A 25,215-nucleotide genomic window follows, 5' to 3' on the forward strand; every position below is an offset into this window, starting at 1 on the left:
TCGGTCTAAGATGGCCCCATGCCCGGTCGCCCCCGCTCCGTGAGCGACGAGGCCATCTTCGAGGCCGTCACCGCCGTGATCTCCGACGTGGGCCCGAAGGGCCTCACCCTGGCCGCGGTCGCCAAACGCGTCGGCCTCACGGCCTCCGCCCTGACTCAGCGCTTCGGCTCCAAGCACGGCCTACTCGTGGCCTTCGCCACCCGCGAGGCGGCCAACGTCGCCGGCATCTTCGCCAAGGCCAGGGCCACCCACCTCGACCCCCTGACCGCCCTCATCACCACCCTGTCCACCCTCCCGACCGGCATCACCACCCCCGAAAGCCTGGCCAACAACCTCGCCTTCCTCCAGCTCGACCTCACCGACCCCGAACTCCGCCCCCACGCCGTAACCCAAAGCCGGGCCCTCCGTGCCGAGATCACCACCCTCCTCACCGAGGCCATCGAGTACGGCCTGCTGGCCCCAACCACCTCCCCGGAAACCCTGGCCGCCGACCTGTATGCCACCTACTGCGGCGCCATGCTCACCTGGGCCATCGACGGCACCGGCCCCCTGCCCGACTGGCTGACCCAGCACCTCGAGCGCACCCTCGCCCCCTACCTCACGCAGTCGACGGACGCCACCCGTTGAGTGGCCGTCCGTCGAGTCTTGGGTGCCTTCAGGAGTCCTCGAGGGTGCCGGTGGCAGGGTGAAGACGACAGCAGCGGGCGAGACCCGGCGAGACGCGATCGACCGCCGAGCGGATACCCCGCATCAGACGGCGAACTGCAACGCGCGACCTCACAGCAGTGATACGGGCCGTGGCCCGGCAAGTGGCCCGAGGCGCGAACGACACAAAGGCCGACCGCAGTAGCCCGTGGCGTGGATCAGCCGCGAAGCTCAGCCGCCCGCCCAACGGAAGGAACCGCCGGAAAGCGGTAGTGGACAGTTCGCTTATTTGGACTGGGCCATCTTGCCCCACTGCATCCCGTAGTCACTTTTGGGAAGGATGCCCTTCCCCTCATATGCGACTTTGTACTGAGTCGGGTCCCATTGACCGTCGGTATCCCGTAGTACGGCGGTCAACTCGAAGGGGCGCCCTTTGTTGTCGATGATCAGGGGAACCTTTTGGCCATCGTGGAGTATGTCGGCGAGGAATTTGAACGAACAGTACCTTTGTCTTGTCGTGACGTAGAAGAAGAAAACCACGTCCTCGTCGCGTTTGAGGGAGATGGTCTTCTCGGAGAAGTAGGGCCCCACAAACCTATAGCCCTTCAGTTCCTGGGCGTGCGAAGGGTCCGAGTCCAGGTCGAACCCCAGCCGTATGATGTCCTCCTCCGCGCCGCCGGGAGGATCCCAAAAGATCGTTCCATCGTATGGTGACGAGCACCTCTTGTCGGCGGTGATCTGCATGATACGCACTTGCTTGTCGCTGTTTCCGCGCAGGACGACCTTGAGCTGCATCCGGTCGAGCGGAACGCTCCCGTTCCGCTTGAACCACCCCCTCTGGTCTTGATGGGTGAGTTTGTTCAACTGGGCGAGTTCGGAGTCGCTCAGATCGATTGGTTCGGGTAAGACATGGGTGTTTCCGAGCCCGAATTCCTCCGACTCCATCTCCACAAGGTCGATTGCGACCGGCGGGTTCCCCGCGACTGACGTGGACGGACTGGTGGGTGAGCTCGAAGGCGGCTGCTCTGAATCCTCTGAACCAGGAGTGGGAGTGATGCCCGCCAAATACTCGGCCGCATAACTGATCGCAAACGGCAGGATCACCACCGAGCCGATGATGGCAAGCCGCTTACGCTTTCGAGTATTACGTGCTGTCGCGGCCTTCCGCGGACGACCAGTTCCGGTAGAAGTACGAGATCCGCGTCGCCCCATCCACTCCTCCCGCCGGCTTGGTCTGGGATTGTGATCCTAACTCGTACAGAGATTTCGCGCGATGGTTTGCTTTGCGATGTCACGTGACGGCGATCGGCCCACTCCGCCTGGGAGTGGACGCGAGAAGCCGTTCAAGAAGGAGGGAGCCAAGAGATGGGCCGGCCTAGGTCGTGAGCGGAAAGCCGCTGCCGATCGCGATGAAGTCGCTGGCCGGGATCCGTTGATCGGGTGCGAGCACCCAAAACGACACCCTGGGCCGAAGTGGGTCCGCGACGCCCGTCGTTATTGTGAGACTCAAATGGAGCGGGCGCGTGAGATGGCCGAACGATTCTTGACGCTGCCGCAGCCTCAGCGCCGGGCGTACACTCAAGGGCGGTCGCCAGGGCCGTTGCTCTGATTCTCGGCGACAACGTCGACACCCTGCGCCGGTTGTCCCCCTCACTCATATACGGCCAACGAGGCCTTCGAGCGAGTCCTGCACGACGCGCTCATCAGGAATTCGCCTTGCGGAGCCGAGAACCAACCGACGCGCTGACCTGCTGAGACTTGACCATCGGCTCGACCGCGGTTTCCGGCTGTGCTCGGTCGCCCCTGGCTGAGGTTCTTCCCTCGCCCCTGGTCATCCGTTCAGCCGCGCGATCACTGTCTCGGCCCGGTGCTAGCCGATGTGCGGCAGCCCGGTTCCGGCAAGGTAGTGCCCGATCCGCATGCGCATCGACCGATCCATCGGGTAGTCGCGGACCTGGTCGCGCGGCACCCAGCGGACCTCGCGCGACTCATCGCTCGGCGTCGGGGTCCCGCCGATGGCGCGGGCGGTGACCACGATGGAGAACTCCTGGCGCACCTCGCCGTTGGAGGTGTACAGGATCACGTGACGCGGGTCGGTGTAGATGCCCACCAGCCCGGTGATCTCACACTCGATCCCGGTCTCCTCGCGGGTCTCGCGGATCGCGGCCTGGGGGAGGGATTCGCCCAGGTCGATGGCTCCGCCGGGGACGGCCCAGTTGTCGTTGTCGGACCGGCGGATCAGCAGGATGTCGCCGGCGTCGTTGGTGACCACGACGTTGACCGAGGGGACCAGGCTGTTGGCGGGCGGGGCCGCAGGGTCGTCGTAAAAGTCGATCCTCCGCGCCATGACCACAACCCTAGCCGCAGATCAGTCGACCGGCCGGGCGCCGTCCCAGACGCGTTCGAAGCTGGTGGTGTAGGTGGTCGCCATGTCGCCCCCGGTGACCTTGCGCAGGTGCAGGACGGGGGCTTGGGCGGCGGGCGTGCCGTAGACGTGGGTGTTGACGAACAGCTGGTCGTCGGCCCGGTAGATGGAGTTGTACAGGATCGTGCGGTGAAGCCGGATCTCCACTGACTGCTGGCCGCGGATGGGCCGGTATAACACCAGCGCGTTTCTGATCCGTGCGGCCATCGCCTCGTTGATGCCCTCGTCGGCGCCGCGCTGGGCGACCTCGGGGCAGTCGGGATCGCCGAGCAGGATGCGTACCCGCACGCCGGCGGCGGCCTTGTCCTTGAACAGCCGGACCATGCCCGGGTCCTCGGCGAGGAAGAGCCCGGAGTAGACCAGCACGCCGATCTCCTGCTTGGCCTCAGCGAAGAGCCGTTCCCAGGTGCCGCGTGGTACGGCCCAGCGGTGGGGTAGACGGCGATGATCTCGCTTTGGGAGGCTGCGGCGACCTGCTCGCGGCTGAGCGCGTCGGGCCACAGGTAGGACTCGTCCACGCCGAGGAACGCGGCGACGGCGTACCGGTGGCGGCGGTAGGGTGTGCGTCCCTTGGTGATCCAGCGTTCGACGGTCTTGGGGTCGACTTGAGCGACGGCGGCCAGGTCGGTGAGGGTCACTCCGCGTTCGAGGAGTACGGCGCGCAGTCTCTCGTTGGCCATCTCACCTGTCCGCTTCGGGATGTCAGGGGACGCGCAAACCCTAGCCGTACGTCCTGAACAGTACCAGCCATGTGCTGAGAGCGTTCTCGTCCTCCTCTTGCACCCTCGGTGCGAACAGAGCACCAAGGCAGGGCGGGCGGCAATGTGATCGACAAAGCGCCCCTCTGCAAGGGATCCAGGAGACCTGGCCGGCGGCTGCTCTTGGTCGAATGTGAGTACGCGCAAAAAGGCCCAGGTCAGGGCTGGTATGGGCTGGTCGGAGGAGTGCCCCCGGCAGGATTCGAACCTGCGGCACCCGCTTTAGGAGAGCGGTGCTCTATCCCCTGAGCTACGGAGGCTTGATGGTGTAAGCCTACCGAACTGTGCGGGCTTGGTGTGCCTCATGGGGACGTGGGTCGGGGAAGGGGGTGGTCATCGGGGGTGTGGTGGGTGGCAAAGGTCTGGTAAGCGGTGGGTTCGGTGGGGTGGGGGCTGATTACCGTCACCTGGCATGAGCGAAGGGATGCGAGGGACGGAAGGGCGGGCTCCGGAGCGGGCGGGGTGTCTGCCGAGCGGGGTGGGGCGGCCCTGGGTGCTTGTGGTGGCGATGCTGGTCCCGGCTGCGGTGGGGGGTGCCCTGATGGTCGTGTCCCTGGCCGGGGTTGGGGTGCAGGAGCGGCAGGCGGGGGCGGTTCGGGCCGACGCGGGGGTGGTCGGGGCCGAGCCGCGGAGGCAGCCGTCGTTCGCCATGCCGGAGGTGGTGTACGGCCGGGCGGTGGTGAAGGTCTCGAGGGCCGGAGAGCGGCGACGGCCGGAGGCGGCCGGGCCGCGGAAGGCGCCGGCGAGGTCGGGGGTGGGGTCGCGGCCGGAGCAGGGTGAGCGGGAGCGCGGGCCTGTGCGGCTGCGGGGTGAGCGGACGCCGGTGCCGGCGGTGATGCAGCGCGGGCGGGTGGTGGAGCCCGGCGGCAAGGCGCGGGAGCGGAAGCGGGAGAAGAACGCGGAGGAGTGTCCGCCGGGGGAGCGTGGGCGTGGGGAGGTCGGTGAGAGGCGCGTCGGGGCCGGTGGGAAGCGCGCGCAGCGCGCACAGGTCGGTGGCAAGCCTGTGGAAACCGGCGGGAAGGGCGTGCAGGCCGGTGATGAGCCCGCGCAGGGCGGTGGCAAGGTCGCGCAGGTCGGGGAGAGGCCTGTGGAGGCCGGTGAGCGGGTGAAAGGGCAGGAAGGGGCGGCGCCGCTGTTGCGGCTGCGGATCCTGGCCACGGAGGCCGAATAGCCGAATAACGGGCATTCCCGTAAAACTGCTCACGTTGGGGGCGTGGGTGTGTTTCACTCTTAGGCGGCCGGTGGCGCTGGTGGGCAGGGCCCTGGCCGTCTTGCGGTGTGGACTGCGTGGCGTGATGTGGCCGGATGTGCGGCGCCGGGGCTGACCGGTATGGCCCTGGCGGCGTGTGAGGTCGTCGCGTACTGCTGCGACTGAGACTCACGAAATCATCCTTCTCGGTACATACCGGTCGTGGAGAGTTCCCGTCGGGGGCTCGTTTCCCTGTAGTAACGTGCCTTGCGGTTCGGATCGCGAGTTGGCAAACGGAGGAGTCGGACGTGGCATCTCCTCGGTCAGCGGGGCTGATCGCGGTCGTCATGGTGGTGACTTCGCTCGTTGGAGAGGCCTCCTCGGCGAAGGCCGAGGCCCGCGTCGCGATCGGGGCCACGAACGAGGCGGGGACCGAGCGGCAGGGGGCGGACAAGGAGCCGACCACGCTGCTCGAGCTTCGGCGGCAGGCGCAGAAGGCCACCGCGGACATCGAGGCGGCCACGAAGGCGCTGGTCAATCGGCAGAAGGCGCTGGAGGAGTCGCAGAAGAAGCTCGCGGCCAAGCTCAACCAGCTCCAGGAGGCGAACCGGGAGCTCGCCAAGATGCGGGAGCCGTTGGCCGAGCTGGTGCAGTCGCTCTACCAGGTGCCGACGATCGGCGGCCTGTCCACCTTCATGTCGGGTAACGAGCAGGCCAGCCTGCGGGCGATGAGCGACGCCACGCACCTCGTCGCCGCCAGGAACCAGGTACTCGAAGAGAGCGGGAAAGCGTTCCAAGAGCGGGAGCGGCTCGCGGCCGAGGCGCAGGAGCTGCGGGCGGCGAACCTGCTGCAGGAGGCGCAGCTCAACGCCGAGATCGACACGCTGCGGAAGCGGTCGCAGAAGCTGGTGAAGAACCTCACCGCGGCGCTGCAGAAGGCCGGCGTACGGCTCAACAAGCAGGCCAGGACGACGGGGTGCAATCCCTCGCTGGTGCCGACCGCCGCCCAGTACCCCAACGGTCTGCTGCCGCAGGCCTATCTCTGCCCGCTGCCGAACACCAAGGGGCACCAGCTGCGGGCGGACGCGGCGATCGCGTTCGCCGCGATGAACGAGGCGTACCGTAAGCGGTTCGGCAGGCCGCTGTGCGTCACCTCGAGCTACCGCAGCCTCGGGGCGCAGCAGGCCGTCTACTACCAGCGGCCCGGCCTCGCGGCGATCCCCGGGAAGAGCAACCACGGGTTCGGGCTCGCGGTCGATTTGTGTGGGGGTGTGGAGGTTTTCCGGTCGCCGCAGTTCAACTGGATGGAGGCCAACGGCAAGAAGTTCGGGTTCATCCACCCCGACTGGGCGTACCGGAGTCCTTTCGAGCCCTGGCATTGGGAGTACGACCCCGAGCTTGGTGCGAAGCTCTGAAGTCGGGCTTCTGCTTCTCCTCTCTTCTCCGTTCTTCTCCTCTTCCTCCTCCGCTGCGCTGCTCTTTCGCGCGCTCGGGTGAGGGGCGTGTGTCTCCGTGCGGCTTCCCGCCGAGCGGCTTGGGGTGAAGGTGCTCGGATGCACCGGTCATCGGCGGGGGCGGATCGCCACGGAGAGGCGGCCGGTCGATTGGGCGAGGGCCAGGTGGGCGGCCTGGGCCGGGGTGGTGGCGAGGACGACGAGGGCTCCGGTGCCGCTGTCGCCGGTGGGGGTGGTGATGACGCGGACGTTCTGGGCCACCGGGAGAGCGGCGGTGGGGCGGTCGGTCAGGTCCGTCGGGGCGCTGAGGACGTCGATCGTGTCGCCGGGGGAGAGGAGCTTGGCGGCGTCGGCGTCGGCGATGCGGACCGGGGTGGCGAGCAGGTGAGTGCCGTAACCGGCCAGCAGGCCGGGGCCGAGGAGGCGGGCGTCGGTCAAGGGCTCGCCCGCGCGCATGGGGGAGGCGAGGACGCGGCCGGTCACCTGGGCGCCGGGGCGGAGGACGCCCGCGGGGAGCACGTCGGGTGGGAAGCGTGCGGAGGTGACGTCCGCGGCGGTGAGCGGGCCGCCCGGGAGGTCGCGGGCCGCCACGAGGATCTCCACGCCCGGGGCGGGGCGGACCGAGATGAGGGCGCAGGCCATCGCGGTGGCGGCGAGCAGGGCGGCGATTGGGCGACGTCGCCGGGCGAGGAGACGACGCAAGGTGTGCATGGTCGTTCGTGACTCCTGAGGCGGGGTCGGGGCGTCGGCATCGATCGGTGGTCGGTACGGCTGCGCGGTTCGGCCGTGGACCCGGTCGCGGGCACGACCTGGCTGGGCATGGTGCGCAGCCGGGGTTGGGTCTGGTACCGCTGCCGTCCTGCCGCCGCGCCGGTCGCGGGGGGCGAGGCGGCAGGGGCAGGTCGGTCTCGTCACGCCAGGGTGTGGGGGATGGGCGCGCCAAGGTGGCAGGTGCCGGCTCGGGTTGTGGCCGGTGCCGTCCGCCGAGGGGCGTGGCGGGTCGTCGGCGGGCTCGGCGGCCGGCCGGTCAGTGGCTGGCCGGATGGACGGTCGCCGGGCTAGGGGAGCTCGAAGGGGAGTTTGATGCCGTCGAGGGCGTGGCCGCAGGGGCAGGTGCGTTCCTCGGGGAGGGCCTCGACGACCTTCGCCACCAGGGAGCGCATGCGTTCGATGTTGGCGGCGAAGAAGGCGAAGACCTCCTCCTGGCTCACGCCCTCGCCCACCTCCACGCCGGCGTCGTGGTCGGTCACGAGGGAGAGGGAGGTGTAGCAGAGGGCGAGCTCGCGGGCGAGGACCGCCTCGGGGTGGCCGGTCATGCCGACGATGGTCCAGCCGTTGCTCGCGAACCACTGGGACTCGGCGCGGGTGGAGAAGCGGGGGCCCTCGATGACGACGAGGGTGCCGCCGTCCACGGTGGGCCAGCCCTCGGCGCGGGCGACGGAGACCGCGGCGGCGCGGCCGGCCGGGCAGTAGGGGTCGGCGAAGGTGACGTGTACGGCTCCACCTTCGTCGTAGTAGGTCTGGGGGCGGCCGGAGGTGCGGTCGACCAGCTGGTCGGGGATGACGAGGGTGCCGGGGCCGTACTCCTGGCGGAGGGAGCCCACGGCGCTGGGGGCGAGGACCTGGCGTACGCCGAGGGAGCGCAGGGCCCACAGGTTCGCCCGGTAGGGGATGCGGTGCGGGGGATAGCGGTGGCCCCTGCCGTGGCGGGGGAGGAAGGCCACGGTCCGGGAGCCGATGCGGCCCACGGTGATGACGTCGCTTGGGGGGCCGTAGGGGGTGTCGACCTGGAGCTCCTCGGCCTCGTCGAGCAGGGAGTAGAAGCCGGAGCCTCCGATGACGGCGATGTCCGCGCGAGTGACCATGGCGCCGACACTAACGAATGCGGTGGCTCGTGCGGATCCGGGTGGGGTGGTCCTGTGGATAACTCCGCACGGGTGGGCACGGCCTGTGGATGGAGGGCCGCGCACCTGTGGACAAAGTCCCGGGCAGGGCTCGTCGGCAGGGCGTTACGTGAGTGACTCCGTCGGCCCGAGGCCGGGTCCTGCCGTTTTGGGTCGCGTTTACCGCACGGTTGACGGAATCAGGGTGCCGGTACGGCGAGCCGAATCAACCGGTAAAACCGCGTGAATCGGGGTGGGATTTGGCATTGCGAAGGCGTACGAGCCGGGTCGCCGAGATCGAAGGGCCGTTTCCGCCGGCCGTTCTGCCGCGGCGCGGCGCCGACGACGGCATGGGGAAAGGGCTTGGGCGGAGACCGTCAACGCCCTTTGCACGCGATGGCGTTTTCCCCGCAATCCGTAAAGGCGTGCGTGAAGCTTTCGCGGGCCGTACGCGATGGCGACCCGGCCCGTACGCGCCGTTGCGTCGGGGAAAGGGAGAATCCACCACCCGGCGGCAGGTCGTCCCTCGATGCGCCGTTGTGGCCGGATATGCCGCAGGCCGCGCCGATGGGTCGTGACCGACGTGGCCGAGGACGCCGTGCGGCCACTTGGTGCGGCACCGCACCAGGTCACGGTCGTGGCCGCGAAACGCACGGGGCGTCCGAATGCTCGCCACCTCGCACGTGCGCCGGAGACCGGCCTGCCACGGGCCGACGGCGAAGTCCGGGGTCGGGTGCGGTGGCGGGAACGGCGGCGGAAGGCCTGGGGACGATGTGGGGATCGTCCGGGCTGTGGCCGCAGGCCCGGCTTGGGCCCTGTGGGGCCGGGCAAACCGGGCCGGGTACGGAGTGCCGAGCGGCGACGCCCGGGCGACGCCTGTATCCGCTTGCGGGCGGAGGAGTGGCCGCGCTCAGCGGGATGCGGTCGGCTCAGGCGGCCGAGGTCGACGCGGTGCTGCTCGTGCTGTCGGACTTGCTGCTGCTGTCGGACGAAGAGGAGCTCGAGGTGCTCTTGCTCCCGTTCGAGCTCGACGAGGACGACGAGGACGAGCCGTTCGACGAGCGGTTGTCCGTGCGGTAGAAGCCGGAGCCCTTGAAGACGATGCCGACCGGCGAGAAGACCTTGCGCAGCCGTCCCTTGCAGCTCGGGCACTCGGTCAGCGGGTCGTCGGTGAACTTCTGGACGACCTCGAGCTGCTCGGAGCAGGCGGTACAGGCGTACTGGTAGGTGGGCACGCACTCCTCCTCAATGGCTCACACCGACTGGCACTCTGACGGTGCGACTGCTAATGGTACGGCTCGGACTAGCATAAATGCCACTCAGGTCCGGTCTAGCCCGCTTGACCAGCGCCTTCGCATCGCACGGCCCCGTGCGCCGCCGACCCGCCGCACCACCGCGGCACGGTCGCCAACACCGTCCGCCCCCTACCACACGGCGATCCCTCCCCGGTACGGCACAGCCGCCTTGGCGCCTGCCAAGGCGTGACGCAGGCCACGGTAAAGGCCGCAGGCGGCAGCCTCAGTCCCCCCGCTCGCCGTACCACCCGGCAAGCTTGCCGCTGCGGCTCACGGCCCGCAGGCGGCGCTCCACGGCCTCCCGACACGCGGCCGTGGCGACCACGAGAAGCTGGTCCCCGGTGAGCAGCCGGGTGCTCGGCTCGGGCACGAAGGCGCGGCCCTGGCGCACGATCATGGTGACCGCGGCGTCGCTGGGCAGCCGCAGCTCGAAGATCTCCACGCCGTCGAGCCGGGAGCCGGGCGGCACGGTGACCTGGAGCAGCTCGGACTTGAGCTCCTCCAGCGGCGCGGCCTCCACGTCGAGGTCGTGGGCCTCGCCGGGATCGGTGACCTTGAGCAGCCGGGCGGCGAGCGGCAGCGTGGGCCCCTGGACCAGGGTGAAGACGATCACGATGACGAAGACCTCGTTGAAGATCGTCTTCGCTCCGGGCACCCCGGCCGCCCACGGGATGGTGGCGAGCACGATCGGCACCGCGCCGCGCAGCCCGGCCCACGACAGGAACGCCTGCTCCCGCCACGGGATGGCGCCGATCCGGGCGACCCGGGCGAGCAGCGCCGAGGCCACCACCGAGGCCGGCCGCGCCACCAGGATCAGCGCGAACCCGGCCACCAGCCCGGGGACGAGCGCGGCGGGCAGCTCGTCCGGCCGGGCGAGCAGCCCCAGCATGACGAACAGCCCGATCTGGGCGAGCCACGCCGCCCCCTCGGCGAACCCGCGGGTCGCGGCCCGGTGCGGCAGGCCCGCGTTGCCGAGCACCACCGCGGCGAGGTAGACGCCGAGGAACCCGCTGCCGTGCGCCAGCACCGCCCCGCTGTACGCGCCGAGCGCGACCGCGAACACCGCGAGCGGGTACAGACCGGACGCGGGCAGCGCGACCCGGCGCAGCGCGAACGCGGCGAGGAACCCCACCCCGAGCCCGATCGCCCCGCCGATCGCGAGCTCCAGCAGCACGTCGAGCACGAGGATGCCGGCCCGCGTCGCCGCCGCGCCCCCGGTGCTCAGCGCGGCCACGAGGATCACCGCGGGCGCGTCGTTGAAGCCGGACTCCGCCTCCAGCGTCCCGGCGAGCCGGGCCGGCAGCGGCAGCCGGCGCAGCACCGAGAACACCGCGGCCGCGTCGGTCGAGGCGAGCACCGCGCCGAGCAGCAGCGCCGACCGCCAGTCGAGGCCGAGCGGCCCCGCCGTGCACGCGGCGAGCACGACCACGCTCACCCCGACCCCGGCCGTGGCGAGCACGATCGCCACCGGTACGGCCGGCCGTACCTGCCGCCAGTTCGTGGTCAGCCCGCCCTCGGCGAGGATGACCGCGAGCGCGACCAGGCCGATCTCCCGGGCCAGCTCGGCGTCGTCGAACACGAGGCCGAACCCGTCCTCGCCGAGCAGCAGCCCGAGGCCCAGGTAGATGAGCAGGCTCGGCAGCCCGGTGCCGTGCGCGATCCGGACCGAGACGATCGCGGCGATGACCACGCCCGCGCCGAGGAGCAACCAGACGTCGAGATGCATCCGGCGCCCCCTCCCCGCCCGGTCTCACCGGCCGTATCCGTGCATGTGAGCCACGTAATTTCCGTTACGTCGCCGCCTCGACCCGCCCGACCCTCACGATTCCCGAGGGGAGTGCGGCGTACCGGACGGGCTGGTCGTGGGGCTCGGCGGGCACGCCGTCGACCAGCTCGCCCTCGTGCAGCAGGGCCACCGTGGGCACGTTCGGGCCCACCCGGGCGAGCGCCCGGTCGTACGAGCCGCCGCCCCGGCCGAGCCGTACCCCGGTGGTCCGGTCGACCGCGAGGGCGGGCACGATGACGAGCGCGGCGGTGCGGATCGCGTCCACGCCGCGGCGGGTGTCGACCGGCTCGAGCAGGCCGTTTCTCCCCGGGGCGAGGGAGTCCGGGCCGTCGTAAACCGCCCAGTCAAGATCGTTGTCAGGGCGCAAAACCGGCAGCATCACGGTCGCGCCGTGCTTCCACAACGCGTAAACGAGGCCGTGGGTGGAGGGCTCGGTGCCGAAGGACCAATAACACGCGACCAGCCCCGCCATCTGCACCCACGGCTGGTCGAGAAGCGACTCTCTGATCGCGGCCGCGGCGCCCTGCGGGTCCTTCACCGTGGCCCGCCTCTCCAGGATTCGGCGACGCCACTCCCGCTTCTCCATAAGCCCCTCCATTAAAGTCAATGCATGGCTGACTTCGACACTGTGACGAAAGCCGTCATCCCCGCGGCGGGTCTCGGAACACGATTCCTCCCCGCCACCAAGGCAACGCCGAAAGAGATGCTGCCCATCGTCGACAAGCCGGCCATTCAGTATGTGGTCGAGGAGGCGGTGGACGCCGGACTCCTCGACGTGCTGCTGGTCACGGGCCGGAACAAGCGTTCCATCGAGGACCATTTCGACCGAGCGTACGAGCTGGAGGAGGCGCTCGCCGCAAAGGGGGACGAGGTACGGCTGTCACAGGTGCTGGAGACGGCCGACCTCGCCACCGTGCACTACGTACGGCAGGGCGAGCCGAAGGGCCTCGGCCACGCGGTGCTGTGCGCCAAGCAGCACGTGGGCGACCACCCTTTCGCCTGTCTGCTCGGTGACGACCTGATCGACCCGCGCGACCCGCTGCTCAAGCGCATGATCGAGGTGCGCAGGCGGTACGGCGGCAGCGTGGTGGCGCTGATGGAGGTACCGAAGGACCAGGTCTCGCTGTACGGCTGCGCCGCGATCGCCCCCACCGAGGAGGATGACGTGGTGCGGGTCACCAACCTGGTGGAGAAGCCCGCCCCGGAGGACGCCCCGTCGAACTGGGCGGTGATCGGCCGCTACGTGCTCGACCCGGCGGTCTTCGAGGTGCTGGAGGAGACCAAGCCCGGCCGCGGCGGCGAGATCCAGCTCACCGACGCCCTGCTCACGCTCGCGGGACGGGACCGTGACGAGGGCGGCCCCGTCCACGGCGTGCTGTTCCGCGGGCGTCGCTACGACACCGGCAACAAGGCCGAGTACCTGCGCACCGTGGTGACGTTCGCCGCGGAACGCGAGGATCTCGCGCCCGAGTTCCTGCCGTGGCTGCGCCGCTTCGTGGAGGAGCGGGTCCGGTAGGCCACAATAGGCAACGTGCACGATCCCCGACGCCCCGGTGACGGCGTCACGCTGAAGCCCGTCGACCGGCACCTGGAGGAGATCCTCGCGACCGTGCGGGCGGTCACCCCGCTCGAGCTCGATCTCGACCAGGCGCTCGGCACCGTACTCGCCGAGAACGTCACCTCCCCGCTGCCGCTGCCGCCGTTCGACAACTCCGCGATGGACGGCTACGCGGTGCGGGCCGAGGACGTGGCCGGCGCGTCCGAGACGCGCCCGGTCGTGTTGCCGGTGATGGACGACGTGGCGGCCGGGGACGGACGCACGTACGCGGTGGGCCGCGGCATGGCCGCACGCATCATGACCGGCGCCCCGGTCCCCGGCGGCGCCGACGCGGTCGTGCCGGTGGAGTGGACCGACGGCGGCACGGTGCGCGTGGCGATCCGCCGCGCGCCCGAGCCGGGCAACGCGATCCGCCGGGCCGGCGAGGACGTCCGGCCCGGCCAGGTCGTGCTCCCGGCCGGGACGCCGATCGGCCCGGCCCAGCTCGGCATCCTCGCCGGGGTGGGGCGGCGCCGGGCGCGGGTGCTGCCGCGCCCGCGCGTGGTCGTGATGTCGACCGGCGCGGAGCTCGTGCCGCCGGGCGAGCCGCTGGCCCCCGGCAAGATCTACGAGTCGAACAGCTACACCCTCTGCGGCGCGGTACGGCAGGCCGGGGCCGAGGCGTACCGCGCCGAGGCGGTGACCGACGACCCGGCCGTGTTCCTCGACCGGCTGGAGTCCCAGCTGGTGCGGGCCGACGTGGTGATCACCAGCGGCGGGGTGTCGATGGGCGCGTACGAGCCGGTCAAGGAGGCGCTCGCCCCGCTCGGCACGGTGCGGTTCGACAAGGTCGCGATGCAGCCCGGCATGCCACAGGGGTTCGGCGTGGTCGGCGAGGACCGGGTGCCGATCTTCTGCCTGCCGGGCAACCCGGTGTCGGCGTTCGTGTCGTTCGTGCTGTTCGTCCGGCCCGCGCTGGACAAGATGCGCGGCCTGCCCGCGGGCCCGCCGAAGACCGTGCCCGCGACCGTGGACGCGCCGCTGCGCTCGCCCAAGGGCAAGCGCTCGTTCCTGCGCGGCGTGCTCGACGGCGACGTGGTGTCGCCGGTGCGCGGCCAGGGGTCGCACCAGCTCGGCGCGCTCGCCGCGGCGAACGCGCTCATCGTCGTGCCCGAGGACGTCACCGAGGTGCCCAAGGGCGCCACGGTCCGGGTCATTCCCCTCTGAGCACGCGCCCGACGTACGATCTGGGGTATTCGTACGGTTGAGCGACTGCCGGCGGCGGCCGGTCAGGAGGGCGATATGCGTGGGCTGACCCATATCGACGAGACCGGTGCGGCCCGCATGGTCGACGTGTCCGCGAAGGACGTGACCGTGCGCACGGCTCGCGCCACCGGCCGCGTGCTGCTGTCGCCGGAGGCGGTGGCGCTGCTGCGTTCCGGCGAGGTGCCCAAGGGCGACGCGCTCGGCGTGGCCCGCATCGCCGGCATCCAGGGCGCCAAGCGCACCCCGGACCTCATCCCGCTGTGCCACCCGATCGCGCTGCACGGCGTCAAGGTCGACCTGACGGTGGTCGACTCGGGCGTGGAGATCTCCGCCCGGGTGAAGACCGCCGACCGCACCGGCGTGGAGATGGAGGCGCTCACCGCGGTCAGCGTGGCCGCGCTCGCGCTCATCGACATGGTCAAGGCCGTGGACCCGGCGGCCGTCATCAGCGACGTGCGGGTGGAGGAGAAGACCGGCGGCAAGACCGGCGTGTGGACCCGGGACGCCGCCGCCGAGGGCCCGGAGGCGTCCTCGTGAGGGCGCTCGCGATCACGGTCTCCAACCGGGCATCCAAAGGCATCTATCCGGACAAATCCGGCCCGCTGCTCGTCTCGCTGCTGGAGGACGCGGGCTGCGAGCAGGTGGACGGCCCGCTCGTCATCCCCGACGGCGAGGCGGTCGAGACCGCGCTGCGCGACGGCGTGCGCGACGGCTACGACGTGATCGTCACCACCGGTGGCACCGGGCTCACCCCCACCGACCTCACCCCCGAGATGACCCGGCGGGTGCTCGACCGGGAGATCCCCGGCATCGCCGAGGCGATCCGGCAGGTCAACCGGGATAAGGTGCCCACCTCGATCCTGTCGCGCGGCCTCGCCGGCGTGGCGGGCCGCACCCTGATCGTGAACCTCCCGGGCTCGTCGGGCGGCGTCAAGGACGGCATGGCCGTACTCGCGCCGATCCTGCGGCACGCGGTCGACCAGATCCACGGCGGCGACCATCCGCGGGGCTGAGCGTCCACGGGCTGAACGCCGCCGTCCCGAATAGGGAGAATTCGTGGCAAAGGAGGACGGCGTGGCGGATCGGCGGTCGCAGGGGGATGATTGACAGGTGGATCGACTTCGCGGTTGGCCGGTGACCCTGACGGAGGGGCCGGTCGGCCTACGGCCCATCCGGCTCCGTGACGTACGGGTCTGGCGTGAGACGCGGCTGCGCAACATCGAGTGGTTGCGCCCATGGGAGCCCACGAATCCGGAGACGCCGCTCTACCGCACCGGCCTGGGGCCGTACATCGCCATGGTGGGCACGCTGCGCCGGGAGGCGCGGCAGGGCCTCGCCATGCCCTGGGTGGTGACCTACGAGGGGCGTTTCGCCGGACAGCTCACGATCGGCGGCATCACGTGGGGAGCCGCCCGTTCCGCCCAGGTCGGTTACTGGATCGACAAGGCGCTCGCCGGTCGCGGCATCATTCCGACCGCGCTCGCCATGGCCGTTGACCACTGTTTCTTTACCACGGGTCTACATCGCCTGGAGGCCAATATCCGTCCGGAAAACCACGCCAGCCGTAGGGTGGTGGAGAAGCTCGGTTTCCGGGAGGAGGGCCTACGCCGACGTCAACTGCACATCAACGGCGCCTGGCGAGACCACATCTGCTACGCGCTGACGCTGGAGGACGTGCCGAACGGCCTTTTGGCGCAGTGGCGGCGTACCCGGGAGGCGGCTGCTCGCGACGGCTCCTGAATGACCAGTGCGTTAACAGCCTTGCCGATCTCGCGACACACCGCACCGAATACTCGTCAATCAATGACACACAGTCTTACGGTGCGTGACGTGAGCACATCGGTGACGGCAAAAGACCCAGGATGTGTTCACGCTGCCCGGAGGCGGTGCCATGGGTAGCGTATTCCTTTATCTCGCCATCGTCCTGATGTGGCTGTGCGTCCTGGTCCCGATGTGGCTGCGCCGGGACCGTACGGACGAGGGTGAGCTCGTGCCCGTCTTCGCCGAGGACACCGCCGACGACTCCGCGGGTGACACCGGCGGCTCCACCCGCGACGATAACAGTGATCAGTCCCGCGACGAGACCTCCGAGGAGATCCGTGACGAAAGCGGCGGCGACACCCTCGTCGACGACGCCCCCGGCTCCGCGTCCCGGTCCACCGCCGGGTCCGCGGCGTACCCGGGCGGCGGCTCCTCCGGGTCCGGCGCCGCCCGGACCGGGGACCGGAGCGACGCCGACACCGGCGCCGACCTGAGCTCCGGCGTCCGGTCCGACACCGCAGCATCCCAGGCCGCCCTCTCCCCCGAACCCGGCGACAACACCTCGAGCACGCCGTCCATGTCCTCCCGAGCCGCCCGCCGCCGCGCCGCCCAGCGCCGCCGCGCCCGCATCATCGCGCGCCGCCGCCGGCGCCTGTTCTGGTCCGTCCTCCTCGTCCTCGCCTCCACCGTGACCGCCGCCACCGGCGTGGTCTCCTGGTGGGGCGTGATCCCGTCCGTCGTCCTCCTCCTCGGCTACCTCGTCATGCTCCGCGTCGCCGCCCGCATCGACGCGGAACGGCGGGCCCAGGCCGCCCGCCTCCGCGCCGAGCGCGCCCGGCGCCGCCGCGAGGCCCTCGCCGCCCGGCAGACCACCGCCGACGTGCTCGAATTCCAGGGCCCGCGGCATGCCGAGCTCTTCGACCAGTACGCGGATCCGCCGCGCCGCGCCGTCGGGGACTGAATCCCTGGCGCGAGCACCCCCGAAAGTTTGCTACTCTGGTCGCGTCCTTGGGGCTATAGCGCAGTCCGGTAGCGCACCTCGTTCGCATCGAGGGGGTCAGGGGTTCAAATCCCCTTAGCTCCACCCAGGTCAGGGGCCACTTCCGATCTTCGGAAGTGGCCCTCTGGGTGTCTGTACAGCAGCAAGTACAGCAACGGCTACGCCAGCCGCCTGCCCAGCTTCCTGAGCGCCTCGAGCGTCTCCTCGGAGTACACCTCGCTGTAGACGTTCATCGTGACGCCGATCTGGCTGTGGCGAAGGATCTGCATCACGATCCTCGGGTGGACGTCGAGCGCGACGAGCAGGGAGGCGCACGTCTTGCGGGTGGCGTGCAAGGGGATGCGCGGCACCTGGGCATGCCTGATCGCGGCGGCGAAGCTCCGGTTGAAGTTCCGCGGCTCCACCGGCCGACCGGTCACGGTCGTGAAGACCAGGCCGGTCTCAACCCAGTCGCGGCCGGCCCTCAGACGGGCCGCGTTCTGCTCTGCCCGCCGGTCCCGTAGAGCGGCCACGCACGGCTCTACGAGCGGCAGCACGGCGTCTGAGGACTCGGTCTTGGTCTCCCGGTGGTACAGCCGTCCACGGACCCGCTGAAGCTGCCATCCGATGCTGATTTCGGCGTTGTCCAGGTCGACGTCCTCCCACCGGAGTCCGAGGACCTCGCCGCGCCGGAGACCGAGAACGAGGATGAGCACGTACGCGGCATAGAGCGGATCACGGCGGGTACGGGCGGACTCCAGGAATCGCCGGGCTTCGTCGACCGTCCAAGGCTTGATCTTCCTTCGGCGAGGCTTGGGTACCCGTATCAGAGCCGCAACGTTCCTGGCGATCAGCTCTTCGCGGACCGCGTTGTTCAGCGCGGCCCGCAGCACGGCCCAAGCGTCCCGGACGGTCCGGTCGGAGGGGAGCTGCCGACAGCAGGAGCCCACCGCGCAGCACTTGCGATCACTTTCATGCCGGCGGGCGTCCTTGCCCTGGGCGCAGCACTGGCAGGTCTTGCGCAGCCGGGTGCACCAGCTCTGCACGTCACGCACGGAAAGCCGATCGAGCCGTTTGCGGCCGAGATCGGGCTTGATGTACAGCCGGGCGAACATCTCGTAGTTCGCCACCGTCGACGGCGCGAGGTTCGGCTCGACGACGTCCCGAACCCAGTAGTCCAGGTAGGCGCCGAGCGTGGGCACCTTGCTCGCGATCGGCCCACGGGTCGCCTGGGCATGCAGCTTGATCCACTTACTGTGAGCTTCCTCACGCGACTGGCCGTAGACCCATTTGCGGGTCTTCTTGCCTTCCGGCGTGGTCACCCAGACGTACCCGGCCCAACCGTTCCGGTACGGGAAGATCGAACCCTCGCCGTTGGCACGCCGACCCATCAGGCGGCCTCCTCACACAGCCGGGCCACGTACGCGTCCAAGGCGGACCGAGGGATACGGCGACACCGCTCGCTGACGAGCACCGAGACCAGCTCACCCGAGCGTATGAGCTTGTAGACGGTCCACCGGCTGACCTTGAGCGCAGCCATCACTTCGGGAACGGTGAGCATGTCAGGGGTCACGGGGCGCATTCCTTCCGATCAGAGCGGCAAGCGCGGACTCGCCAGGGGTGAAGCCCTGGCCGGCGAAACGCCAGTGAGCGAGCACCAGGGTGGTTTCGGGATCGTGGGAGCCCTGGGCGCGCAGGGTGCGGCAGTAGTCGACTCGGGCCTGACGCAGCGCGCCGAGCGTGGTCGAGTAGGCGCGGCTTTTGGTCGAGAAGTGGCCGCGAAAGCCAAGCATGTGCGCCCACTGCCGTAGCCGCAGATTCGCCAACTCGGGATAGGCGGCAGGGTTGCCCAGCTCCCAGGCGGTGCGGATCAGCCGGGCGGCATGCTCGGTGACGCCCAGCTCGCCAAGTCGGCGAAGGTCGGCCCGGTTGAGACGCCGATCCACGGTCCCGGCGGCTTCGGCGGCCTTGACGGCGTACTTGGCGATGTAGCCGGCGACCTTGGTCTCGGTCAGCTCGCCGTCGTCCAGGTCGCCGGTATCGATAGGGCGGATGTCGAGCTGTTCGCCCCAGCAAAGGCGTCGCGTGGGCTGGCCGAGGTCGGGTGCCTCGAGATGCACGGCGGCTGCGGCAGTGGTGATCGCACGGGTGAGCAGATCGACGGTGGCCCAGGACGGGGGAGGGACGATCGCATCACCCTCACCGCGCCCATCCAGGCGGATCACAGCGTGGAAGTGGACCACTCCGCGAGCCTGGTATTCGGCGACCTTGGCATAGGAGACCTTGACCTGCCGGGCGAATTCGGCCTGTGTCAGCCCGGCGGCGGCAGCCAGGTGACGACGCAGGTAGATCGTGAAACGCCGCCACAGGTCGCCGGCGTTGGCGTTCCACAGCACATGCCCGACGTAGTCGTAGGTGTCAGGGTCGAGGGGCTGACCGATGCGCGGATCACCGGCGGCATGCCGCTCAAAGCAGGCAGGACCACGGCGACGCGGGTGACACACCGGCGAACGGCCGGTCTTGTCCGGGCCACGGTGGACCGGGCCGAAGCTCGGAGCGGTGAACGTGGCCAGCACCCGCGGATGAGTACGGACGGTTTCGGGCACGCCTTTGCTGCCGCCGAGCAGCCCGGCTTTGAGCAGGTGGTAGGTATCGGCCCGGTAGACCTCGGCGCAGGAGGGGCAGCGGGAGGCGCGGCGGTTGCCGCAGCGCACCAGCAGATGCCCATGCGGCTCGCTTGCGGTGGTGTAGGCGTGCAGGACCTCGCCGGTGCGGGTGTCGACAGTGAGCGACTCGCCGGTCAGCCGTACCGGTTCGGCGCAGCCGCGAAGGCGCGTGGCCTGATCGATCCAGCGAACCAGGTCGGCGACCGAGTACCGGGCCAGGTCACGAACGGCCGACTCGGCAAGCTCGGCAAGAGTAGCGGCAGCGGTCATGCTGCGCGCCCCAGTTGGCCGATAACAACGAGGTGCTTGTCAGTGTCGAGGCAGCCGAGGCCGCCCACGGCTAGAGGTTGGGCAGGAGGCAGCAAGCAAGGCATACTTGTGGCTCCTTCGCTGACACGTGAAGGGGGAGACGCCCCGCGGGACGGCGGTTGCCGCCAAGCTCTGGCCGTCCCGTGGGGGCGTCGGACTGTGACGAAGGGCGTCGGCTCAGCTGTTCTTGTTTTCGGTGTCCTGCTGGGCCAGCTGGGCGTCGTAGGCCTCGCGGACCGAGGCGGGTTCGCCGTTGGGCCAGGTGCCGGGACGCCCCTGGTCGAACTCGATCGTGATCACGTGGTCCTTGCGCATCGGTGGTTCTCCCTTCGCTGGTAGCGGTTGCGGTCAGTGGTCGAGGTGGGTGTCCAGGCCGGTGCCGTTGCAGTCGCGGCAGTCCTCGCCGGATGTGTCACGGCCGGTTCCGGCGCAGGTGGCGCACGGGTAGAGCGCGCTGTCGGGCAGGTCGGCAGGGTTGAGGCTCACCGGCGGGCCTTCCATCGCGGGACACGACCGGTGCCGTTGCAGGTCCAGCAGGAGTCGACGTAGGTGACGGTGCGCCAGAAGATGAACAGTCGGCGCCTGACCTCGGCGACACGGACGCGGCCGACTCCGGAGCAGTCAGCGCACAGCGAGCCACCGTCGGGAGGAGGGGTTCGAGCTGGGATGCGGGCCATGAGGACCTCCTAGGGCTTGAGTTGGGTGATCAGGGCCGAGACGGCGTCGGACGACCTGGTGGAGCAGCACCAGCAGCGCCGAGGCGGTGTCGGCGGCTTGGGCCGGGCGGGTGACGATGTAGAAGGCGGCGAACAGCAGCACCAGTCGCATCGCCCAGCGGCGCATCAGGCGGTGACCTGGCCGTACGGGCTGAGCAGGATGTCCCAGTCGTAGGCGGGTGGGGCTGGGACGGCCGCGCGGTAGGTGATCGGGCCGAAGTCACGGGTGGTCTGGTAGTCGAGGCCGTCGCTGGCGGGGCGGTCGATCAGGGCGGCGATCCGGTCGACGGTGGCCCGGTCATGGACGTGGATGCTGATCTCGGTGCCGTCGCTCGGCACGGGCACCTTGGGATGGGTGGCCAGGAAGTCGGCCAGGCGGCGCAGGCCGGCGATGAATTCGGCACGGACGGTGCTGTCAGTGGTGAACATGAGCAGAGTCCTTTCGGGAGCGGTTGAGCAACGCGAGGTTGCGGAGGGCCAGACACGCCCGGTCCGGGGCGTGTCCAAAGGCCGGTCAGGCGGTTGTGGTGATGCGGGCCAGCAGGTGACGTGCGGTCGCAGGCGGCAGGCGCAGGCGCTTGCCGAGCTGTTCCGGGCTGATCGGTTCGCCGTGCAGCCGGGCGTGTTCCTGGGCGATGTAGCGGGCGTCCTCGAGCAGGGCCTCAGAGACCTGGGGCTCCATATCACCGTCAGGTGCGGCAGCGAGGGCTTCCCGGCTGTCGACTGGTCGCCCGGACGGTGCCGCCTCGACCAGAGGTCCGGCCGTACCGTGGCCGAGGGCACCGGAGGTCACCGCACCGGCCGAACCGCGGGGTTGCAGGTCGGGCATCACATCGCGGTGCACGGTGTCGACCACGGCGACCCCACGCGCCTGATCCACCGGTGAGGCGACCTGGTGTGCGTGGGCAGCGCGGCGCTCGAGCATGGAGACCGCGATCAGGAACGCCCCGGCGGGGGTTCCGGCCACGATCCAGCCCCACGGGCTTGGGTGGGCTTGGGCGAGGTTGGCCGCCAGGGTGAGCGTGATGCCGCCGGCGAGCACCAGCGTGGGCCACGAGACCGGCCCGCGCGGGCGGCGCCCGAGCCGCTTGTCCCGCTGGCGTTCGCGGGCGGCCATCACGCACATCAGGTCGATGCACACCGCCACCGCCCAGGAGCGCCAGCCGGTTTGGCCGTACCGAGCGGCCAGGTGGCTGATGTGGTCGAAGCTGCCAACAGCGGCGATCACCGCGAGGATCACCACCGGCCCGTTGTCGGCCAAGGCGGCTTTGACGCGGCGCATCAGGGGTCTCCTTCGAGCTATGAGGTACGACGAGAGCAGGTGCAGCCGGGCGTCTGGCACCAGCCGGAGGCGTTGGCCCAGGTCGGGTCGTAGATCGCCCAGCCGTCCTTTTTCGCGCCTCCGGTGTGGACGGCCTTCTGGTGGCCGCACCGGCGGCAGGGCTTTTCGAGCACGCGCATTTGGGCAAGGTCCATGCGGCGCATGGAGTGCGCCTCCGTGTGAGGCGACGAGGGCATGGATCAGGCAGGGACCTGGCGTGATCAGGGCTCACGCCATGCCCGAGCCGGGGAGATCAGGAATCAGGCGGAGGTCGAAGCCGAGAACTCGGCCAGTTCCTCGGGGGTCACATCGCTGGCATCCACCGGGTCAGCCGAGGCGCGTCCGGTGAGGTCTTCCCAGGAGGGTGCCAGGTGTGTCCAGGTGTCGGCGGCGGCGTCGGCCTCGTTCTCGGACACGTAGGCCGAGCGCATGCGCCGCCAGCGGCCATCGGCGCCGATGACCACCGAGGTGCCGGGCATGGAGGCCGGGATCTTCCGGGCGGCTGCCAGCGCGGCAGGGTCCATGTCGCCGAGGGCCATCTTGGCGGTTTCCTCGTCGTTGACCTTGTGGCAGATCCTGCCGGTGAGCTGGGCGCGGAGCGCGGTCACGCCCGAGCCGAGGTCGGAGCCGATACGCTGACCGCAGACCACCAGGTAGATCCCGAACGCCCGGCCGATCTGGGCCACCCGAAGCAGCCGGGTTGCCAGGGCCGAGACCTCCTCCTGTTCCTTTTTCTTGTCGGCCATCAGGAACAGCTCGGCGACCTCGTCGACCAGCAGCACGATCGGGATCGGGCGCTCGGCATCCGGCAGGCCGGGCTGCCAGATGTTGCGCACCCGGTAGGTGCGGCACAAGGCCATGCGGTCTTTGATGACGCCGATCAGGTCGGCCAGCAGGGCGATGCACTCGGCTCGCTCGGTGGCCAGTGCGCTCAGCCGGCGCTCATACGGTGCCAGCTCCACGCCGCCCTTGAGGTCGAAGCCGACCAGCGCCACCGGCTGGGGTGCCAGCCCGACGAACAGAGCGTTGATCAGGTTGGACTTCCCGCTTTGGGTCGCGCCGACGATCATCCAGTGCGGCACGGTGCGGAAGTCGATGACGAACGGCTCACCGGTGTCCAGAAGGCCGACCCGGACCCGCAGCAGCCCATCGGGTGCGGCGGGGAAGGGCACCTTGGCCAGCGGATCGGTGAGCGTCGCGACCAGGACGATGCGGCCCGGTTCCCACGAGGCCAGCCGTACCGAGTGGACCCGCCAGGCGTGGGCGAGCTTGTCCAGCACCCGGACGTAGTCCTCGGGAGTCTGCCCTTTGTGCAGGCGGATCGAGACTTGGAATCCCTGGCGGGTGGGGCGGATCAGCCCGATGCGGGGAGCGCGCTCGACATCGACGCGCCGGAGCTTGCGGCGCTGGTCAAGGGTGACCACGTGACGCGCTGCCATCGGCTCATCCCCCAGGCCGGGGAAGGTCCAACGCCAGCGGCGCTTACGGCGCGACAGCCCGCAGCCGGAGGCGACCGAGCGCCAGGTGCCGTAGATCATCAGCATCCGCAGCGGGAACCCGACCAGGTACCAGAACGACACCGGATGCATCCGCTGCCAGACCCACAGCCCGACAGCTACGGATGCCGGTGCCAGTAGGCCCCAGACCCAAAGGTCGGTCATACTGGAGACCTCCTATGCCTTTCCTGGATTCGGCTGGGAGACCCCGGAGCGGTCCGAGCCGGCCAAGCTATGACCGCTCCGGGACCAAGCCTGCTGGTTCAAAACAGCGGCTCCATCGACGAGACAGAGGGAGCCGGTAGGCGACGCAGCCCGCGGAACGGGCGCACCACCTTCGAGCCGTCCTCGCGCTCGACGAGCACGTTGCGCGGGCCACCACCCCGACCCCACCCGATCAGGACGCGCACGGGACGGCCCTTCTCCAGGTAGACGCGGCCCACGATGCTCATCAGGCCCTCGCCGCCTCGACCGGGCGGATCGCCTCGGCGCGGAACCCGAGGCCCGCGCGCCCGTTCATCTGCCAGAAGAAGGCCGACAGCCCGACCGGGCGCACCTGAATGCCCTGGGGGATTCTCGGGAAGTCGACCGACGGGAAGGTGACCATGATGACCGGGTTGCGCCGGTCGTCGTTCGGCTGAGGCAGCAGCGGGATCGTGTACAGCTCCCGCCCCTCGGCGTCCTTCTTGATCTCACCGGTCGCCCGATCGATGATCTTCGGCTCCGGCTCACCGGCGACGGTGAACGACAGCGACGAGATGTCCACCGGGATGTTGCGCATGACGCCCTCCTTCGCATCGATCAGCTAGACGGCTACTCGTCTAGAGGAGTTGTAACATGTATAGAGGAGCTGAGCGGCATGCGTCAAGCCTTAGTGCGCGGGAAGTTCGTAGGAGAGCTGATAGGCGTCGCCGCGCATGATCGTGTCACAAACCTCCACGGCGCGACCTTCGACGTCATAGGCTGTACGGATCAGCCGGAAAACTGGAGTGCCATCACCGAGGGACAACAACCGGGCCTCTTCACGCGTGGGCATTCGCGTGTACACGTCTTCCACGAAGCGTTCCAGCTGATGCCCCTGCTCTTCGAGTCTCTCGTAGATCCCGCCGGGCCCGGGGTTGTCATCCATGATCCGGGTACCGCGCGCCAAGTCCACGGGGATGTACGACGTGGCAAGCTCCACCGGCCGACCATCGAGCAGGTAGCGCCGACTCCGGGAAACGACGATCTCACCCGTCTGAATCTTGAGACGTTCGGCGACATCGGCGGGCGCCGGCACCTCGCTCACCCGGATCATGTCGACGTCTGCTCTCGCGCCCACGGCCTCCGATTCGGCCAAGAAAGCCGCCTTGCCCTCTTTGCGGTGACGTCGAGCGAAGCGATCCGAGGCCAACCGCTTGACCGGCGGACGGGAGCGCACGAACACACCACGGCCGTGCTGCGACTCGACGTGCCCTTCCGCCTTGAGCTCCTGAATGGCCTGGCGCACGGTCATGCGGGCCACGTTGTAGTGCTCCATGAGCTGTGCCTCAGAGGGCAGCTTGTCACCCGCGCGCAAACGGCCGTTCAGGATGGCCTCACGCAGGTGGTCAGCGATCTGACGGAACACCGCACGATCACTTGCCTGGTCAATCTGCCGGGCAAGAATCTCAGGGCCCGCCATGCCGTACTCCTTGACTCGTCCAGACGTCTACTACTGTTCAGCCTATCCGCAGAAGGGACACCAACG

General features: G+C 69.7%; 28 protein-coding genes and 2 tRNA genes. 10 read left to right on the forward strand and 20 right to left on the reverse strand.

The window, feature by feature from the left end:
- Positions 1-18 precede the first annotated feature (18 nt).
- A complete protein-coding gene (locus FHX40_RS00860; RefSeq protein WP_142257830.1) occupies positions 19-627 on the forward strand; it encodes a TetR/AcrR family transcriptional regulator in 609 nt (202 codons plus the stop codon).
- A 303-nt stretch (positions 628-930) separates the two neighbouring features.
- On the opposite strand, the gene FHX40_RS00865 is transcribed toward FHX40_RS00860, so the two are convergent.
- The 4 genes from FHX40_RS00865 to FHX40_RS00880 all read right to left on the reverse strand — a co-directional run bounded on the left by FHX40_RS00865 (position 931) and on the right by FHX40_RS00880 (position 4,088).
- The gene (locus FHX40_RS00865) at positions 931-1,752 is read right to left on the reverse strand and encodes a hypothetical protein (RefSeq protein WP_142257831.1); all 822 of its coding nucleotides are present in this window, start codon (positions 1,750-1,752) and stop codon (positions 931-933) included.
- 763 nt (positions 1,753-2,515) lie between these two features.
- A complete protein-coding gene (locus FHX40_RS00870; RefSeq protein WP_142257832.1) occupies positions 2,516-2,992 on the reverse strand; it encodes an NUDIX hydrolase in 477 nt (158 codons plus the stop codon).
- A gap of 21 nt (positions 2,993-3,013) precedes the next feature.
- Positions 3,014-3,436, reverse strand: coding sequence for a hypothetical protein (locus tag FHX40_RS26150; RefSeq protein WP_306465709.1), 423 nt, complete (start codon positions 3,434-3,436; stop codon positions 3,014-3,016).
- A 579-nt stretch (positions 3,437-4,015) separates the two neighbouring features.
- Positions 4,016-4,088: transfer RNA gene (locus FHX40_RS00880), tRNA-Arg, on the reverse strand.
- A gap of 242 nt (positions 4,089-4,330) precedes the next feature.
- Here FHX40_RS00880 and FHX40_RS00885 point away from each other — a divergent pair.
- Complete coding sequence (locus FHX40_RS00885; RefSeq protein ID WP_142257833.1) at positions 4,331-4,999, forward strand: hypothetical protein; 669 nt, start codon at positions 4,331-4,333, stop codon at positions 4,997-4,999.
- 326 nt (positions 5,000-5,325) lie between these two features.
- Positions 5,326-6,432, forward strand: a complete 1,107-nt coding sequence (locus tag FHX40_RS00890) for a D-alanyl-D-alanine carboxypeptidase family protein (RefSeq protein ID WP_142257834.1) — start codon at positions 5,326-5,328, stop codon at positions 6,430-6,432.
- Between the two features lie 147 nt (positions 6,433-6,579).
- Here FHX40_RS00890 and cpaB read toward each other — a convergent pair whose 3' ends face one another.
- The 5 genes from cpaB to FHX40_RS00915 form a co-directional block, all read right to left on the reverse strand.
- Complete coding sequence (gene cpaB, locus FHX40_RS00895) at positions 6,580-7,182, reverse strand: Flp pilus assembly protein CpaB (RefSeq protein ID WP_142257835.1); 603 nt, start codon at positions 7,180-7,182, stop codon at positions 6,580-6,582.
- A gap of 347 nt (positions 7,183-7,529) precedes the next feature.
- Complete coding sequence (locus tag FHX40_RS00900; RefSeq protein WP_142257836.1) at positions 7,530-8,336, reverse strand: S-methyl-5'-thioadenosine phosphorylase; 807 nt, start codon at positions 8,334-8,336, stop codon at positions 7,530-7,532.
- A 947-nt stretch (positions 8,337-9,283) separates the two neighbouring features.
- The gene (locus FHX40_RS00905; protein ID WP_142257837.1) at positions 9,284-9,589 is read right to left on the reverse strand and encodes an FmdB family zinc ribbon protein; all 306 of its coding nucleotides are present in this window, start codon (positions 9,587-9,589) and stop codon (positions 9,284-9,286) included.
- Positions 9,590-9,872: 283 nt separating this feature from the next.
- Positions 9,873-11,375: a potassium/proton antiporter gene (locus FHX40_RS00910; RefSeq protein WP_142257838.1), complete on the reverse strand. Its 1,503-nt coding sequence runs from the start codon at positions 11,373-11,375 to the stop codon at positions 9,873-9,875.
- 64 nt (positions 11,376-11,439) lie between these two features.
- Positions 11,440-12,021, reverse strand: a complete 582-nt coding sequence (locus tag FHX40_RS00915; protein ID WP_142257839.1) for a 5-formyltetrahydrofolate cyclo-ligase — start codon at positions 12,019-12,021, stop codon at positions 11,440-11,442.
- A 24-nt stretch (positions 12,022-12,045) separates the two neighbouring features.
- Here FHX40_RS00915 and galU point away from each other — a divergent pair, with 24 nt between their 5' ends.
- The 7 genes from galU to FHX40_RS00950 all read left to right on the forward strand — a co-directional run bounded on the left by galU (position 12,046) and on the right by FHX40_RS00950 (position 17,083).
- The gene (gene galU / locus FHX40_RS00920) at positions 12,046-12,951 is read left to right on the forward strand and encodes a UTP--glucose-1-phosphate uridylyltransferase GalU (protein WP_142257840.1); all 906 of its coding nucleotides are present in this window, start codon (positions 12,046-12,048) and stop codon (positions 12,949-12,951) included.
- A 51-nt stretch (positions 12,952-13,002) separates the two neighbouring features.
- Positions 13,003-14,199: a molybdotransferase-like divisome protein Glp gene (gene glp, locus FHX40_RS00925; protein ID WP_142261462.1), complete on the forward strand. Its 1,197-nt coding sequence runs from the start codon at positions 13,003-13,005 to the stop codon at positions 14,197-14,199.
- 75 nt (positions 14,200-14,274) lie between these two features.
- Positions 14,275-14,775 carry a cyclic pyranopterin monophosphate synthase MoaC gene (moaC, locus tag FHX40_RS00930; protein WP_142257841.1) on the forward strand — a complete coding sequence of 167 codons (501 nt, stop codon included), beginning with the start codon at positions 14,275-14,277 and terminating at the stop codon, positions 14,773-14,775.
- Entirely contained in the window at positions 14,772-15,251 is a 480-nt protein-coding gene (locus tag FHX40_RS00935; RefSeq protein ID WP_142257842.1) for a MogA/MoaB family molybdenum cofactor biosynthesis protein, read from the forward strand. The genes moaC and FHX40_RS00935 overlap by 4 nt, the downstream gene beginning before the upstream one ends.
- A gap of 97 nt (positions 15,252-15,348) precedes the next feature.
- Positions 15,349-15,978: a GNAT family N-acetyltransferase gene (locus tag FHX40_RS00940; protein WP_142257843.1), complete on the forward strand. Its 630-nt coding sequence runs from the start codon at positions 15,349-15,351 to the stop codon at positions 15,976-15,978.
- A 151-nt stretch (positions 15,979-16,129) separates the two neighbouring features.
- The gene (gene sepX / locus FHX40_RS00945) at positions 16,130-16,960 is read left to right on the forward strand and encodes a divisome protein SepX/GlpR (RefSeq protein ID WP_142257844.1); all 831 of its coding nucleotides are present in this window, start codon (positions 16,130-16,132) and stop codon (positions 16,958-16,960) included.
- 49 nt (positions 16,961-17,009) lie between these two features.
- A tRNA-Ala gene (locus FHX40_RS00950) sits at positions 17,010-17,083 on the forward strand.
- A gap of 74 nt (positions 17,084-17,157) precedes the next feature.
- Here FHX40_RS00950 and FHX40_RS00955 read toward each other — a convergent pair.
- From FHX40_RS00955 to FHX40_RS00995, 11 genes are all read right to left on the reverse strand, one after another.
- Positions 17,158-18,369 carry a site-specific integrase gene (locus tag FHX40_RS00955; protein ID WP_211350123.1) on the reverse strand — a complete coding sequence of 404 codons (1,212 nt, stop codon included), beginning with the start codon at positions 18,367-18,369 and terminating at the stop codon, positions 17,158-17,160.
- Positions 18,369-18,551, reverse strand: a complete 183-nt coding sequence (locus FHX40_RS00960) for a helix-turn-helix transcriptional regulator (protein WP_244941576.1) — start codon at positions 18,549-18,551, stop codon at positions 18,369-18,371. Before FHX40_RS00960 ends, FHX40_RS00955 begins: the two co-directional genes overlap by 1 nt.
- Entirely contained in the window at positions 18,541-19,914 is a 1,374-nt protein-coding gene (locus FHX40_RS00965; protein WP_142257847.1) for a replication initiator, read from the reverse strand. Before FHX40_RS00965 ends, FHX40_RS00960 begins: the two co-directional genes overlap by 11 nt.
- Positions 19,915-20,130: 216 nt before the next feature.
- Positions 20,131-20,268, reverse strand: a complete 138-nt coding sequence (locus FHX40_RS24855) for a hypothetical protein (protein ID WP_170198669.1) — start codon at positions 20,266-20,268, stop codon at positions 20,131-20,133.
- 33 nt (positions 20,269-20,301) lie between these two features.
- Complete coding sequence (locus FHX40_RS24860; RefSeq protein WP_170198670.1) at positions 20,302-20,439, reverse strand: hypothetical protein; 138 nt, start codon at positions 20,437-20,439, stop codon at positions 20,302-20,304.
- Positions 20,440-20,795: 356 nt separating this feature from the next.
- Positions 20,796-21,098 (reverse strand): hypothetical protein, encoded by a 303-nt coding sequence (locus tag FHX40_RS00970; RefSeq protein WP_142257848.1) that lies wholly within the window; start codon positions 21,096-21,098, stop codon positions 20,796-20,798.
- A gap of 85 nt (positions 21,099-21,183) precedes the next feature.
- Complete coding sequence (locus FHX40_RS00975) at positions 21,184-21,951, reverse strand: DUF2637 domain-containing protein (RefSeq protein WP_142257849.1); 768 nt, start codon at positions 21,949-21,951, stop codon at positions 21,184-21,186.
- A 299-nt stretch (positions 21,952-22,250) separates the two neighbouring features.
- On the reverse strand, positions 22,251-23,651 hold the full coding sequence (locus tag FHX40_RS00980) for an FtsK/SpoIIIE domain-containing protein (protein ID WP_142257850.1): 1,401 nt from the start codon (positions 23,649-23,651) through the stop codon (positions 22,251-22,253).
- A gap of 98 nt (positions 23,652-23,749) precedes the next feature.
- Entirely contained in the window at positions 23,750-23,938 is a 189-nt protein-coding gene (locus tag FHX40_RS00985) for a hypothetical protein (protein ID WP_211350124.1), read from the reverse strand.
- Entirely contained in the window at positions 23,938-24,267 is a 330-nt protein-coding gene (locus FHX40_RS00990; RefSeq protein ID WP_142257851.1) for an SCO3933 family regulatory protein, read from the reverse strand. Before FHX40_RS00990 ends, FHX40_RS00985 begins: the two co-directional genes overlap by 1 nt.
- Before the next feature lie 90 nt (positions 24,268-24,357).
- Entirely contained in the window at positions 24,358-25,149 is a 792-nt protein-coding gene (locus FHX40_RS00995) for a GntR family transcriptional regulator (protein ID WP_142257852.1), read from the reverse strand.
- Positions 25,150-25,215 lie beyond the last annotated feature (66 nt).

Source organism: Thermopolyspora flexuosa (assembly GCF_006716785.1).
Lineage (GTDB): Bacteria > Actinomycetota > Actinomycetes > Streptosporangiales > Streptosporangiaceae > Thermopolyspora > Thermopolyspora flexuosa.